The 13,458-nt window shown below is 52.8% G+C and carries 16 protein-coding genes; 7 read left to right on the forward strand and 9 right to left on the reverse strand.

What is annotated here, in order from left to right; all coding sequences use genetic code 11:
* Nucleotides 1-14: 14 nt before the first annotated feature.
* Together HV127_RS23005 and HV127_RS23010 are read right to left on the reverse strand one after the other, a co-directional pair.
* A complete protein-coding gene (locus HV127_RS23005; RefSeq protein WP_182239032.1) occupies nucleotides 15-335 on the reverse strand; it encodes a DUF637 domain-containing protein in 321 nt (106 codons plus the stop codon).
* Nucleotides 336-341: 6 nt separating this feature from the next.
* The gene (locus HV127_RS23010) at nucleotides 342-794 is read right to left on the reverse strand and encodes a GNAT family N-acetyltransferase (protein WP_182239034.1); all 453 of its coding nucleotides are present in this window, start codon (nucleotides 792-794) and stop codon (nucleotides 342-344) included.
* A gap of 166 nt (nucleotides 795-960) precedes the next feature.
* Between HV127_RS23010 and HV127_RS23015 the strand changes: the two genes are divergently transcribed.
* The gene (locus HV127_RS23015) at nucleotides 961-1,779 is read left to right on the forward strand and encodes a YggS family pyridoxal phosphate-dependent enzyme (RefSeq protein ID WP_228727491.1); all 819 of its coding nucleotides are present in this window, start codon (nucleotides 961-963) and stop codon (nucleotides 1,777-1,779) included.
* A gap of 305 nt (nucleotides 1,780-2,084) precedes the next feature.
* Here HV127_RS23015 and HV127_RS23020 read toward each other — a convergent pair whose 3' ends face one another.
* A complete protein-coding gene (locus HV127_RS23020) occupies nucleotides 2,085-3,155 on the reverse strand; it encodes a LacI family DNA-binding transcriptional regulator (RefSeq protein ID WP_182239036.1) in 1,071 nt (356 codons plus the stop codon).
* A 207-nt stretch (nucleotides 3,156-3,362) separates the two neighbouring features.
* Between HV127_RS23020 and HV127_RS23025 the strand changes: the two genes are divergently transcribed.
* Entirely contained in the window at nucleotides 3,363-6,470 is a 3,108-nt protein-coding gene (locus HV127_RS23025; protein WP_182239039.1) for a beta-galactosidase, read from the forward strand.
* Between the two features lie 55 nt (nucleotides 6,471-6,525).
* Entirely contained in the window at nucleotides 6,526-7,776 is a 1,251-nt protein-coding gene (locus tag HV127_RS23030) for an MFS transporter (protein WP_182239041.1), read from the forward strand.
* 53 nt (nucleotides 7,777-7,829) lie between these two features.
* On the opposite strand, the gene HV127_RS23035 is transcribed toward HV127_RS23030, so the two are convergent.
* The 3 genes from HV127_RS23035 to HV127_RS23045 form a co-directional block, all read right to left on the reverse strand.
* Nucleotides 7,830-8,918, reverse strand: a complete 1,089-nt coding sequence (locus HV127_RS23035; protein ID WP_182239043.1) for an AAA family ATPase — start codon at nucleotides 8,916-8,918, stop codon at nucleotides 7,830-7,832.
* 103 nt (nucleotides 8,919-9,021) lie between these two features.
* Nucleotides 9,022-9,282 carry a hypothetical protein gene (locus HV127_RS23040; RefSeq protein ID WP_182240782.1) on the reverse strand — a complete coding sequence of 87 codons (261 nt, stop codon included), beginning with the start codon at nucleotides 9,280-9,282 and terminating at the stop codon, nucleotides 9,022-9,024.
* A 28-nt stretch (nucleotides 9,283-9,310) separates the two neighbouring features.
* Nucleotides 9,311-9,565 (reverse strand): hypothetical protein, encoded by a 255-nt coding sequence (locus HV127_RS23045; protein ID WP_182239046.1) that lies wholly within the window; start codon nucleotides 9,563-9,565, stop codon nucleotides 9,311-9,313.
* Between the two features lie 294 nt (nucleotides 9,566-9,859).
* Between HV127_RS23045 and HV127_RS32045 the strand changes: the two genes are divergently transcribed.
* The gene (locus HV127_RS32045; protein WP_275944524.1) at nucleotides 9,860-9,991 is read left to right on the forward strand and encodes a hypothetical protein; all 132 of its coding nucleotides are present in this window, start codon (nucleotides 9,860-9,862) and stop codon (nucleotides 9,989-9,991) included.
* 108 nt (nucleotides 9,992-10,099) lie between these two features.
* Nucleotides 10,100-10,372, forward strand: coding sequence for a DUF883 family protein (locus tag HV127_RS23050; protein ID WP_110274104.1), 273 nt, complete (start codon nucleotides 10,100-10,102; stop codon nucleotides 10,370-10,372).
* 42 nt (nucleotides 10,373-10,414) lie between these two features.
* Here HV127_RS23050 and HV127_RS23055 read toward each other — a convergent pair whose 3' ends face one another.
* Complete coding sequence (locus HV127_RS23055) at nucleotides 10,415-10,726, reverse strand: hypothetical protein (protein WP_110274103.1); 312 nt, start codon at nucleotides 10,724-10,726, stop codon at nucleotides 10,415-10,417.
* A 209-nt stretch (nucleotides 10,727-10,935) separates the two neighbouring features.
* Between HV127_RS23055 and HV127_RS23060 the strand changes: the two genes are divergently transcribed.
* Nucleotides 10,936-11,475: a DUF2058 domain-containing protein gene (locus HV127_RS23060; RefSeq protein WP_182239048.1), complete on the forward strand. Its 540-nt coding sequence runs from the start codon at nucleotides 10,936-10,938 to the stop codon at nucleotides 11,473-11,475.
* 109 nt (nucleotides 11,476-11,584) lie between these two features.
* Here HV127_RS23060 and HV127_RS23065 read toward each other — a convergent pair whose 3' ends face one another.
* Entirely contained in the window at nucleotides 11,585-12,037 is a 453-nt protein-coding gene (locus tag HV127_RS23065) for a hypothetical protein (RefSeq protein WP_142514737.1), read from the reverse strand.
* A complete protein-coding gene (locus HV127_RS23070; RefSeq protein WP_228727492.1) occupies nucleotides 12,034-12,270 on the reverse strand; it encodes a UDP-N-acetylglucosamine acyltransferase in 237 nt (78 codons plus the stop codon). The genes HV127_RS23065 and HV127_RS23070 overlap by 4 nt, the downstream gene beginning before the upstream one ends.
* 101 nt (nucleotides 12,271-12,371) lie before the next feature.
* Here HV127_RS23070 and HV127_RS23075 point away from each other — a divergent pair, with 101 nt between their 5' ends.
* Nucleotides 12,372-13,352: an IS5-like element IS5 family transposase gene (locus HV127_RS23075; protein ID WP_042934497.1), complete on the forward strand. Its 981-nt coding sequence runs from the start codon at nucleotides 12,372-12,374 to the stop codon at nucleotides 13,350-13,352.
* Nucleotides 13,353-13,458 lie beyond the last annotated feature (106 nt).

The following is a 13,458-nucleotide window of genomic DNA, read 5'->3' on the forward strand; positions in this document are numbered from 1 at the left end:
CACTCCATTAAAATTCATCGCTTTTTCAAGAATAACTGAACGTATGCCAGTCGCACCATTAAAAGTTCTGCGCTGATACCCGCGACCACCGCATGGCTTAGGGCTCTGTCCGGCAGGTCGAGAATCTCGCCGTTATCGCCAATCAATCCCGCCCCTTCGGCATTAATCTGGTTACCGATATTAGATAACAGGGCATTTGTCAGATTGTCCTTGAAGCTGCCGCCATTAATAGTGGTATTCAGAGTGGAGCTGATAACCGACTGCCCGTCCACGCGCTGGACAACTTTCCCCCGTTCTGAACGCTGCCACTGCGTAGCGGATTGCCATTGCTTCAAAACATCTCAAAGATTGTTATCGTGAGTTCGTGTATACCCCTGCTCACGCATGCGAATCAGGTTCTCCTCGCTGGCGCATACCATTCCCGTCGTGAGCAGCTCAAAACCAAAGCGGCGATAGAAGTCTATTTTATCCACAACCGAGTAGATAAAGGTTTTACCAAACGGCTTCAGCTCATTGCTGACCACCTGCATCAGCTGCTGCCCGTATCCCTTTCCCTGGCAGCGTGGAACAACCGCAACATCCGCCAGATAGCTGCACCAGGTCAGATCGCTAATGGCTCTCGCCACCGCAATCAGCTGACCATTTTCATAACCAAACCAGCAAAAAGTACTGTGGCGAAAGGCCCGCTCAACTAATGCGACGTCCCTTTGATTAAGACCTGCGGCGGCGATAATAGCCGCGACTGCATGCCAGTCCACCTGCCCCAGATGCGCTTTTCCGACCAGTTTCATCATCACTTTGTCCCCCGGTTTATCCGCATCCAGAGTAGAGCATCTATGCCCAACCTCACAAAGATTTCACTCACTTCCTCGTCGTTGGTATACTGCAAATCATTTGGCCTATGACAAAACATAATTTGGCCCATGACAACAACACTAGTGACTCACCGGAGACATCACCATGAACCCTCTTACAGAAGCGCCTGGCCCGTCCTCCTCAACCACCCAACCACAGCATGACATGCACAACCGCTGGCCGCGCGCGCAGAGCGTTGAGGATTTCCGCGAGAATCTTCAGGCAGTGCAACGACGCATACACGAGGCATGCCAGCGTAGCCATCGTGACCCGTCAACGGTCAGGCTCCTGCCGGTCAGCAAAACGATGGATGAAGCGCATATTCGCCTTGCGCACCAAGCGGGTTGTTTAATGCTGGGAGAAAACAAAGTTCAGGAAGCCTGGAGTAAATCGCAGGCGATGGCAGATCTCACGGAACTAAAATGGTCGGTTATCGGCCATCTGCAATCGAATAAAGCGAAGCTGGTCGCCAAATTCGCCAGTGAATTTCAGGCACTTGATAATCTGCGTACTGCTGAGGTCCTCGACCGTCGACTGCAAACTGAGGGGCGTACGCTTGACGTTTTTGTGCAAGTCAATACTTCCAACGAAGCCAGCAAATATGGGCTCGCGCCAGACGAGGTTGAATCCTTTTTATGTCAGCTGAAAAACTATGAAAACCTCAACGTACTCGGGTTGATGACGCTGGCTGAATTTAGCACCGATGCCGAACGCGTCAGAGCCTGTTTTATTCGCCTGCGATCTCTGCGGGATCGTCTGTGCGAAGTTGCCCCCTGCGGTTATCAGCCACAAGAGCTTTCTATGGGGATGTCCGGTGATTTCGAAATCGCCATTGAGGAAGGTGCAACGGTGGTGCGGGTCGGACAGGCAATATTCGGTGCGCGAGCGCTGCCTGATGAGTATTACTGGCCGCAGGGAAGCTAGCCATCTCGACAGCATTTTATGCTACTAACAAAACTATAACCCTCGAGAATTTGTTAACCACCGACATGAAAAACAGCGCATTTATGCTTCTAAAAGGTCAAACAATCACCTAATCACAGCATTAAATAAAATATACTCTTGCCCGTTGGCCAGAAAACGGGCAAAAAAAACCGCCAGGTTATTGGCGGTAAATCAATGCTTGCATGGATAGATTATTTTTACGTTCAGAGCATTAATCACTCTGCCTACGTCTTTTCATTACGCTATCACACGTTTCTTCAATGAAAGCTAAACGAAGCCGTTGCTCAAAGTTTTTCCACCAGCGTTTTTATTTGCGCGATTAACTGCGCCTTTTCATCTTCCGCCTCAACCGCGCAAGGCCAGGTTGAGTGGCGGATGATCAACCGCGTGGGGAGCAGTTCGCGGATCCTTAACTGTGGGGAGGCCATCAGTTGGATCAACAGCTCGACCGCCCTTCTTCCCAGTACATTAAAATCCTGTGCGACGGTGGTGAGCGGTGGCTGGAAGTAGAGGCTATCCGCCGTATCATCGTAGCCGGTAACGGAAATTGCCTGGCTGCCGGTGCGATTAAGCTGCGCCAGAGCGCTCAGCACCCCGAGCGCCATCTGATCGTTTGCCACCACGATCGCGCTGATACTGGGATGCTGATGCAGCAGTTCAAAGGTTTTATTCCAGCCGCTGGCTGCGCTCCAGTCGCCAAACACCGTCACCGCATTGCTGACCCCCAGCCGGTGTAGCGCCTCGCGCCAGCTGCTCAAGCGCATCCGTGCCGAGACCGAACTCTCCGGCCCGGCGAGTAATCCGAACTCGCGATGTCCTGAGTCCCACAGATGGCGCACGCAGGCTCCGCAGCCGTCGCGGTGATCGAAGCGCACGCAACACACATCAGTGTCCGGCGAAACGTCAAGGAACAGGCAGGAAATATCCGGGTTCTCCTCTACCAGCCGCTCCGCCAGGCTGCTTTCCAGCGGCAAGCTGATAATCGCTCCGCGAATGTGCTGGGCACGAAACTCATTCAACCGCGCCTGCAGTGACGAATAATCGATCTGCGCCGGCATCGCAATCGACACCTCCAGCTGATGTGAACCGGCATAACTTTTTACCGCCGCGGCGATTTGCGAAGGCGCGTGCAGGGTCAACGAAGCGGTAATGAGCCCAATCGACGGCGCGGATTTTCCCGCCAGCAGCTGCGCAGAGCGGTTCGGCACATAGTGCAACGCCTGCATAGCGCGGATCACTTTGTCGCGGGTTCGTTCAGAAACCACCTCCGGATTATTCAGTACCCGAGAGACCGTCTGCTGAGAAACCCCGGCCTCGCGGGCCACATCTTCTAACGTTGCCAAACGGCGCTGCATCGCCCGCTCCTTCTGCCTGAAAACCTAAATGTCGCCCGCTAACATTTTATGTTTAAAAGACGACAAGAATCAGCCATTTTTCTGGCATTTCGTGATCGCCAGTAGGTTTCAATTTCGCCAATATTGCGGCCTAAATGAAAATATCTGATAACGAAACCATTCTTGTCTAGCGAATGACATTTTCGCACTTATCCGTCAGGTATGTGTATGCAAGAACATAACTCTATCTCTACCGCAGGACCGACGTTTAATGAAGTAATTGCCCGGGAAGACTGGCAAAACCAGACCATTACTCACCTCAACCGCTTAGCGGCCCACCCAACTTTCGCCAGCTGGCGCGATACCGGCGCAGCGCGGGATAACCAGCCTTCGGCAAGCCGTCGTCTGCTTGATGGTCAGTGGCAGTTTTCTTACGTTCGCAGCCCGTTCGATGTGGATGCCAGCTGGATCAATGACGATCTGCCGGACTGCCGCAGTACCCCGGTACCGTCGAACTGGCAAATGGAAGGCTACGACGCCCCTATCTATACTAACGTCCGCTACCCTATCGATACGACGCCGCCGCGCGTCCCTGACGAGAATCCCACTGGCTGCTACTCGCGGACCTTTAGCGTCGATGAACACTGGCAGGTCGAAGGTCAGACGCAGATTATCTTCGATGGCGTCAACTCGGCGTTTCATCTGTGGTGCAACGGCAAATGGGTCGGTTACTCGCAGGACAGTCGCCTGCCCGCCGCCTTCGATCTCAGCCCGTATCTGCAGGCGGGCGAAAACCGCATCTGCGTCATGGTGATGCGCTGGAGCGCGGGAACCTGGCTTGAAGATCAGGATATGTGGCGCATGAGTGGGATATTCCGCTCAGTGTGGCTGTTACATAAACCGGCGCTGCACCTCAGCGATGTTCAGCTCACTCCGCAGTTGGATGCGTTGTATCGCGATGCCGAGCTGCTGGTCAATTTAAGCGTCGCTGCGCCGGTACAGCAACTGGAAGATCTGACGGTGAAGGTTGAACTGTGGGATGGCGCTCGCCTGGTCGCCAGCCACCAGCAATTGCCGGGCTCGCCGGTGATTGATGAGCGCGGAAACTACGCCGAGCGCGCGGCGATCCGTCTGCAGGTTGAACGCCCGGCGCTGTGGAGCGCGGAGACGCCGAACTGCTACCGGGCGGTCGTATCGCTGTGGCGCGGCGATGAGCTGATTGAAGCTGAAGCCTGGGATATCGGTTTTCGTCGTGTCGAAATCAATAACGGTCTGCTGCTGCTGAACGGCAAAGCGCTGCTCATTCGCGGCGTCAACCGCCACGAGCACCACCACCAGCGCGGCCAGGTGGTGACCGAAGAGGACATGGTGCAGGACATTCTGCTGATGAAGCAGAATAACTTTAACGCCGCGCGCTGCTCCCACTACCCTAACGCTCCGCGCTGGTATGAGTTATGCAACCGCTACGGCCTGTACGTGGTCGACGAAGCCAATATCGAAACCCACGGCATGGTGCCGATGAATCGCCTTTCCGACGATCCGTCCTGGCTGCCGGCCTACAGCGCCCGCGTCAGCCGGATGCTGCAAAGCAATCGTAACCATCCGTCAATTATTATCTGGTCGCTGGGAAATGAATCCGGCGGCGGCAGCAACCACGAAGCGATGTATCACTGGCTGAAACGCAACGATCCCTCACGCCCGGTACAATATGAAGGCGGCGGCGCCGACAGTAGCACAACCGATATTATCTGCCCGATGTACGCCCGCGTTGAGCGTGACCAGTTGATTCCAACTGTGCCCAAATGGGGGATCAAAAAATGGATCAGCCTACCGGGCGAGCAGCGTCCGCTGATCCTCTGCGAGTACGCCCACGCGATGGGCAACAGCCTGGGTAACTTTGCCGATTACTGGCAGGCGTTTCGCGACTACCCGCGCCTACAGGGCGGTTTTATCTGGGACTGGGCCGATCAGGCCATTAGCAAAACCTTCGACGACGGCAGCGTGGGCTGGGCCTACGGCGGCGATTTTGGCGATAAACCGAACGATCGCCAGTTCTGTATGAACGGTCTGGTGTTCCCGGATCGCCGCCCGCACCCTTCATTAATTGAAGCTAAACATGCACAGCAGTTTTTCCAGTTTACCCTGCTGGCGCAAAGCCCGCTGCGTATCAGTATCAGCAGCGAATATCTGTTCCGCACTACCGATAACGAAGAGCTGCGCTGGCAGGTTCAGGCGGCAGGTGAAACCTTTGCCGAGGGCAGCATGAAGCTCGATCTTGCGCCCGAAGGCCAGAGCGAGCTGACACTATGCGAGAACCTGGTGCTGCCTGCCGGTGCTGAAGAAGTGTGGCTGACGCTGGAAGTGGTCCAGCCGCAGGCCACCGTCTGGTCCGACGCCGGTCATCGCGTCGCCTGGCAGCAATTCCCACTCGCCGCACCGCTGGCCTTACGCGCTCCTGCTTCTGAGGGTGCTGCGCCAACGCTGGGCAGCAGCGACCGCGCCTGGACTGTACGCAGTGGATCGCAACAATGGACTATCGACCGGGAAAGCGGTCTGCTGAGCCACTGGCAGGTAGACGGCGTGGAACAGCTACTGACGCCGCTGCGTGACCAGTTCGTGCGCGCACCGCTGGATAACGATATTGGCGTTAGCGAAGTGGAACGCATCGATCCTAACGCCTGGGTTGAACGCTGGAAAAGCGCCGGTCTCTACAATCTTAGCGCCCGCTGCGTGCTGTGCGAGGCACAAAGTCTGGCCCATCAAGTGGTGATCGATAGCCGCTGGCACTATTTGCGCGGCGAAGAAGTGGTGATCGTCAGCCACTGGCGGATGACGTTTGATGCTGAGGGTAAGCTGCATCTGGCGGTTGATGGCGAACGCGCTGGCACCCTGCCGCCGCTGCCGCGCGTCGGGCTGAATTTCCAGGTCCCGGACCAGCATCAGCCGGTCTCCTGGCTGGGTTACGGCCCGCATGAGAACTACCCGGATCGCCGCGCCAGCGCCTGTTTCTCCCGCTGGCAGCTGCCGCTGGAAGAGATGAGCACAGCGTATATTTTCCCAACCGAAAACGGTCTGCGTTGTGATAACAAGGCGCTGGACTGGGGTCGCTGGCATGTGGCGGGTAACTTCCACTTCTCAGTACAGCCCTACAGTACCGCGCAGTTAACAGAAACGGACCACTGGCACTGGATGAAGCCGGAAGACGGCATCTGGATCACCCTCGATGGCCAGCATATGGGCATCGGCGGCGATGACTCATGGACGCCAAGCGTACTACAGCAATGGCTGCTGCTTGAGACACAATGGCAATATCAGTTAACGATTCACTTCCAATAATAATCGGGGGCGAAAGCCCCCAACCTTACAGGCATAATAAGATGGAATATTCACAATGAAACTCTCTGAACTCGCGCCCCGAGAACGGCATAACTTCTTTTACTTTATGCTGTTCTTTTTCTTCTACTATTTCATTATGTCGGCTTACTTTCCCTTTTTCCCGGTGTGGCTGGCGGAAGTTAACCATTTAACCAAAACCGAAACGGGGATCGTCTTCTCCTCAATTTCGCTCTTCGCCATTATCTTCCAGCCCATATTTGGCTTGATTTCAGATAAGCTTGGGCTACGCAAGCATCTGCTGTGGACCATCACAGTTTTATTAATCCTGTTCGCGCCATTCTTTATTTTCGTCCTCTCACCGCTATTGCAGATAAATATCATCGCGGGCGCGCTGGCGGGCGGGATTTACCTGGGGATCGTGTTCTCCAGCGGCTCCGGGGCAGTAGAAGCCTATATTGAACGTGTCAGCCGCGCTAACCGTTTTGAATACGGTAAGGTTCGCGTTTCCGGCTGTATCGGCTGGGCGCTATGCGCATCAATCACCGGCATTTTATTTGGTATTGATCCCAATATTACTTTCTGGATCGCCTCCGGTTTTGCGCTGATCCTTGGCGTGCTGCTGTGGGTATCAAAACCGGAAAGCAGCAATAGCGCTGAGGTTATCGACGCGCTGGGTGCTAATCGCCAGGCCTTCTCCATGCGCACCGCCGCGGAGCTGCTGCGGATGCCACGTTTCTGGGGCTTCATCATTTATGTCGTTGGCGTCGCCAGCGTCTATGACGTCTTCGACCAGCAGTTCGCCAACTTCTTTAAAGGCTTCTTCTCCAGCCCGCAACGTGGGACCGAAATCTTTGGCTTCGTCACCACTGGCGGGGAGCTACTTAATGCACTAATCATGTTCTGCGCACCGGCTATTGTTAACCGAATTGGTGCCAAGAATGCCCTGCTGACCGCCGGATTGATTATGTCAGTGCGTATTTTAGGATCGTCTTTTGCTACCTCGGCAGTGGAAGTGGTTATCTTAAAAATGCTGCATATGTTTGAAGTTCCGTTCCTGCTGGTGGGCACCTTTAAATATATCTCGTCGGCCTTTAACCCAAAACTCTCTGCCACGCTGTTCCTGATTGGTTTTAATTTATCGAAACAGCTTTCAGGCGTTGTGCTGTCAGCGTGGGTTGGACGGATGTACGATACCGTTGGCTTCCATCAGGCTTATCTGATCCTCGGCTGTATTACCCTGAGCTTTACGGTTATCTCACTATTTACCCTGAAAGGTAGTAAAACGCTGCTCCCGGCAGCGGCATAGAATAGATGCCGCCGGAAATAACCCGGCGGCATTTAGAATGCAAATAGCCAATATTACTCAATAATTCGCGTCTCTCCATCGCTATTTTCCAGCGCATAAATTCGCGCGTCGGCCATTGAGGAAATCAATTCGGAAAGCTCGGCAGAATGGCTGGTCAACCAGATTTGGCTATAGCGAGACGCTTCAACAATTATTCTGGCAAGAGCCGGAAACATCTGGTGGTGCAGGCTGTTTTCCGGCTCATTGATCGCCAGAAATGCCGGAGGACGAGGGCTCAATAACGCCACCGCCAGGCACAGGAAACGCAGCGTGCCGTCTGACATCTCGGAGGCCAGTAAAGGCCGGTAAACACCGTTACGCCGCATCTTCATTGAGAAACGTGAATTCTCATTCTCACAATAGAATGTGCATTGCGGAAAGGCCTCGGCGAGGATCTCATGCAGCAGTTCCTCCGCGCCGATTTCCACAATAGTCTGAAAGGCGGCAGCAAGATTATGCCCATTGCTATCAAGCACCGGCGAGCGGTAGCCGACCGCCGGTTGGCGTAGCGGCGAATGCCTGCCAATATTGAACTCGTGATAAAAACGCCAGCGTCGCATGGTCTCCCTGACCCGCGAGACCTCCGGAAAGCGATGCGGTTCACCCAATTGACCAAAGATGGATTCGTTCTCATAAATAGTATCGGTGAAGGTACTTTTTTCGCCGTTAACATCTACCAGAAACGCGGCCTGATTTTTGCGCTGTAGCACACGCGATGAAGGTCGTCGGGAAAAGCCCGCCAGCCAGATAGACTCCTCTTTGACAATCGGGTCCAGCACAAACTGGGTCGGATAAGGCAGTTTTTCCGGAAAGCCAACCTGCAACTCATAGTCGAACTCATCGGTCAGACAGGCAAGCTGCAACCGTCGCGGAAAGCGGTCCGTTGGCGCACTCGGCCCTGACCACATAATATTTTCCAGGCCGCCCTCATCACTGATATAGCCGGAAAATTGTCCGTCAGCGGAGGCGGTTAGCAGATGAATAGCTTTGTAGATATTGGACTTGCCGCAGCCGTTGGGGCCGAAAACAATGTTCAGCGCACCCAGCTCCAGCTCGATATCCCTGACCGATCTGAAGTTTTTAATGCGGATGTGGTTAATCATAGCGTTTCCGAAGCGTGCAAAGGCGTATCGCTATACTGTATCGGAGGCGGGAGGAAAACGAAACATGGCCCGACCGGACGACAGATAGCCGTCCGGCATCGGATCAACTGAAGAGCTTTTTCATGCCGCGAGTCAACGCCACTCTCTTGAGTTTATCCGTATCCTCATGGCTCTCACTGAAAACGCCGAAAAAGTAGCGCTCATCATCGATAGTTTGCGACACAATCCGATAGCTCAGCGGCTGACCGGATTTTGCGCCGTACTGCGCCGGCGTGACGGAAACTTCTGTCGCGGTATCGGCGACGCTGACCAGCAGGCCATCTCCTTTACCCCCTACCAGCATGACCTTAATTAACGGGTGCACCATGTCCCTCCCGGGTTGAGGTCAATGATTAGTTTTCGATAGCCACTGGCTGACAGTTTGCAGCGGGGCCGTCATGACCTGGTTTGCCATTTGCCGGAGCAGGCCGAGCCCCCTCTTTTCCGACAACGGGCGGTAGCGGCACGCCCTCTTTGTCCACCGCAGGCGGCGCTTTCTGACAGGTTGTTGTTTTCGCCGCGTCCGCACCCCAGGCAGGCGTGGACAGATTCAGCAACGCCACGGGAGCAAGCAGTAACGCAACCTTCAGTACATTCTTATAGTTCATACCGACCTTGAGTAAAAAAATAAATTTCTTATGCTGAGCTAAACGCTGATTATTAGTAGCAAAAGCTGACAAATGATGAAGGAAAAAAGAGGAATTGTGAATCTCAATAGCTCTTATTTATCAGTCGTCGCTTTGGAAGAAAGCAAGTTATGTGGATTTTATTACTCAGAATAGTCTCAATCAATTGAAATATCAGGAAAACCACTAATTCTGGCGAAGGCTTTATGGCGAGGTTGTTTCCTGTACTGAAGCGGAAAACAACAACCAGGGTTATGTAATGAAAAAATCTCTCTAGTGCTCCTTTCGACAGGTGCAGCACTATATAAAACCAACGCCGATGGCGTCGCCCTTCAGAACGGACTTGGGCAGTCGATTATGTTTATCTTTGACGACAAAGGCGTATTGAAAAAGCACGGCAGCGTGTAACTCATCCGGTCTTTGGAAAAATCCTGGAATACAGCCGCAGCGGCCTGTGCATTTGAACTTCTTCCGTCAGCCACTAGACTTAGATGAGTCAAACGAAAGGAGAATCACATGTCATCACAAGATTATGAAAACGACGCGCAAAATCTGGCGGACAAGGTCGGTAACAAAGTCAACGAAATTGCCGGGGAAGCCCAACAGCAATTTGGTGATGCGGTAGATTCGCCTAAGCATCAGTTGAAAGGCGCAGCGCGTAAATACGCCGCCCAGGCGTCAGATGCGGTCTCCGAAGTTTCGGAGCGAGTCAAAGAAAACCCGCTTACCGGATTGCTGGCCGCCGGTGCCATCGGGCTGGTCATTGGTTTACTGGCTGGACGTAAGTAAGATTAAGGCCTTCGGGCCTTAATTTTTTGTGCTTTACCCCACTCAAATCGCCACGACGTTCGCCACATCAAACTGAAAGACATAGGGATCGGACAGGAGCTGGAATTGCTCATCATCAGGGTAGGTTACCGCCACATGGTAATTCTCACCCGCGAACGCTTTGACCGCATCCAGATCCTCCCAGTAAGTCGCCAGAAAGAAATGTTCCCATTCTCCCTGAGTTTCTCGCCTGACAAACGCTCCCGCGTTTCCAGGGATACCCGCCGAATGTTGCACGCCGGTTGCCTGCAAATGGTCTGCAAACGCTTCACCAAAATCAACAGGAACACAGCCGTGCCAGGTTCTGACAATCATCTTCGCTCTCCATAAAAAACCGACAAAGATGCATTTATAACAAAAATAAACCACTTTATGTGATTTTTTATGCACTTCATGTCTGTACTGGATGATTCACCAGGTCCACCTCGATCTGACCGTATCGCAACGTCATCCCCTCGCACTGACACATCAGCTAAAATTACAGGTATAATCGCAAAAATTTTTCAACGGGATTAGAAGCGAAGATGACAAAACTCACCTTACAAGAGCAGATGCTAAAAGCAGGACTAGTCACCAGCAAAAAGATGGCTAAAGTCCAGAGAACAGCGAAGAAATCACGAGTTCAGGCTCGCGAAGCAAGAGAGGCTGTGGAAGAAAATAAAAAAGCGCAGCTTGAGCGTGATAAACAGCTAAGCGAACAACAAAAACAAGTTGTTTTATCTAAAGAGTATAAAGCTCAGGTGAAGCAGCTCATTGAAATGAACAAAATCGTCATTGCAAAAGGCAATATTGATTTTAACTTCACGGATAACAACTTAATTAAAAAAGTTGTTGTGGATAAGACAACGCAAACTCAGCTGATTAACGGCCGTCTCGCCATCGCGCGTTTGGTTATTGATGGCAGTGGCGAGAGTGAATACGCAATTATCCCCGCGATCGTGGCCGATAAAATCGCGCAGCGAGATGCGAACAGTATTGTTTTAAACAGCGCGCTGAGTCAGGAAGAGCAGGATGAAGATGATCCGTATGCTGATTTTAAAGTGCCCGACGATTTGATGTGGTAATCAGCCGTGCAGACCAGAACTCATCGTCCAGAATGAAATCAACCACCTCCCCAGGAGGTGGTTTAGGGCGGGCTCTGCGCCCGGCTACTATTTCAATCTCCTTCCTGCATCAATGCCTGGGATCGGCAATGATACGTGAGGGGCTACCGTATAAAACGAGAACCTTTTTACCTTCTACAAATAAAGGTGCATTGCCTTGAACGACTGTCATTAGATTACCGTTTTCAGTTTCGATAACATATTCCATCCCCGTCTGTTTAGTCGCAGAGGCTTCAAGTGCTGCGCCAGTGAGACCTCCTACAACAGCTCCACCAATAGCACCCACGATATTGGCGCGAGTGCCGCCACCAATTGCTGAACCAGCTGCTGCTCCTGCGGCTGTACCAGCGGCACCTCCTAATGCGGAGGTGCCACGAATATCAACAGGCCGAGCGCTAATGATCGTTCCAGCAATAGAACGATTAACCATACCCACCGAACCAACGGAATAGCTATTAGGAGAAATCTCCTGTGCGCACCCTGACAACAAAGTGAGCACTGCGATTAAAGCGGCCGTTTTCATTTATCTACCCGGGAAGGGAACATTGGACGGGTAAGGTCAATACTCTCTAACGCCTGCAAGAATTGTGTAATATTGTTTTGCACTGCGCGGTTAATTGACTCACGGGCACGAACAACTCCCACGAAGGCATATGACGCAGGTACAGTTCCGGTAGATTCAATATCTTGCGTGTAGATAATATCGCCATTAGAGCGGTTAATAATTTCATAGCGCGCAACAGCTTTCGTTGTCATCGACATCCCAAAGCTCGGGACATCCAGCGCTAAGGAAGGTGCGAACAAGTCCCTGATATGAGATCATGTTTGTCATCTGGAGCCATGGAACAGGGTTCATCATGAGTCATCAACTTACCTTCGCCGACAGTGAATTCAGCAGTAAGCGCCGTCAGACCAGAAAAGAGATTTTCTTGTCCCGTATGGAGCAGATTCTGCCATGGCAAAACATGGTGGAAGTCATCGAGCCGTTTTACCCCAAGGCTGGTAATGGCCGGCGACCTTATCCGCTGGAAACCATGCTACGCATTCACTGCATGCAGCATTGGTACAACCTGAGCGATGGCGCGATGGAAGATGCTCTGTACGAAATCGCCTCCATGCGTCGGTTTGCCCGGTTATCCCTGGATAGCGCCTTGCCTGACCGCACCACCATCATGAATTTCCGCCACCTGCTGGAGCAGCATCAACTGGCCCGCCAATTGTTCAAGACCATCAATCGCTGGCTGGCCGAAGCAGGCGTCATGATGACTCAAGGCACCTTGGTCGATGCCACCATCATTGAGGCACCCAGCTCGACCAAGAACAAAGAGCAGCAACGCGATCCGGAGATGCATCAGACCAAGAAAGGCAATCAGTGGCACTTTGGCATGAAGGCCCACATTGGTGTCGATGCCAAGAGTGGCCTGACCCACAGCCTAGTCACCACCGCGGCCAACGAGCATGACCTCAATCAGCTGGGTAATCTGCTGCATGGAGAGGAGCAATTTGTCTCAGCCGATGCCGGCTACCAAGGGGCGCCACAGCGCGAGGAGCTGGCCGAGGTGGATGTGGACTGGCTGATCGCCGAGCGCCCCGGCAAGGTAAGAACCTTGAAACAGCATCCACGCAAGAACAAAACGGCCATCAACATCGAATACATGAAAGCCAGCATCCGGGCCAAGGTGGAGCACCCATTTCGCATCATCAAGCGACAGTTCGGCTTCGTGAAAGCCAGATACAAGGGGTTGCTGAAAAACGATAACCAACTGGCGATGTTATTCACGCTGGCCAACCTGTTTCGGGCGGACCAAATGATACGTCAGTGGGAGAGATCTCACTAAAAACTGGGGATAACGCCTTAAATGGCGAAGAAACGGTCTAAATAGGCTGATTCAAGGCATTTACGGGAGAAAAAATCGGCTCAAACATGAAGAAATGAAATGACTG

This window comes from Klebsiella sp. RHBSTW-00215, from assembly GCF_014103785.1.
Taxonomy (GTDB): Bacteria; Pseudomonadota; Gammaproteobacteria; order Enterobacterales; family Enterobacteriaceae; genus Klebsiella.

Coding starts and splice junctions, on each gene's coding strand:
- HV127_RS23015 (WP_228727491.1), top strand. CDS start 961: ATGAACCCTCTTACAGAAGCGCCTGGCCCGTCCTCCTCAACCACCCAA.
- HV127_RS23025 (WP_182239039.1), top strand. CDS start 3,363: ATGCAAGAACATAACTCTATCTCTACCGCAGGACCGACGTTTAATGAA.
- HV127_RS23010 (WP_182239034.1), bottom strand. CDS start 794: ATGATGAAACTGGTCGGAAAAGCGCATCTGGGGCAGGTGGACTGGCAT.
- HV127_RS23070 (WP_228727492.1), bottom strand. CDS start 12,270: ATGACAACGAAAGCTGTTGCGCGCTATGAAATTATTAACCGCTCTAAT.
- HV127_RS23060 (WP_182239048.1), top strand. CDS start 10,936: ATGACAAAACTCACCTTACAAGAGCAGATGCTAAAAGCAGGACTAGTC.
- HV127_RS23065 (WP_142514737.1), bottom strand. CDS start 12,037: ATGAAAACGGCCGCTTTAATCGCAGTGCTCACTTTGTTGTCAGGGTGC.
- HV127_RS23050 (WP_110274104.1), top strand. CDS start 10,100: ATGTCATCACAAGATTATGAAAACGACGCGCAAAATCTGGCGGACAAG.
- HV127_RS23075 (WP_042934497.1), top strand. CDS start 12,372: ATGAGTCATCAACTTACCTTCGCCGACAGTGAATTCAGCAGTAAGCGC.
- HV127_RS23035 (WP_182239043.1), bottom strand. CDS start 8,918: ATGATTAACCACATCCGCATTAAAAACTTCAGATCGGTCAGGGATATC.
- HV127_RS23030 (WP_182239041.1), top strand. CDS start 6,526: ATGAAACTCTCTGAACTCGCGCCCCGAGAACGGCATAACTTCTTTTAC.
- HV127_RS23020 (WP_182239036.1), bottom strand. CDS start 3,155: ATGCAGCGCCGTTTGGCAACGTTAGAAGATGTGGCCCGCGAGGCCGGG.
- HV127_RS23045 (WP_182239046.1), bottom strand. CDS start 9,565: ATGAACTATAAGAATGTACTGAAGGTTGCGTTACTGCTTGCTCCCGTG.
- HV127_RS23055 (WP_110274103.1), bottom strand. CDS start 10,726: ATGATTGTCAGAACCTGGCACGGCTGTGTTCCTGTTGATTTTGGTGAA.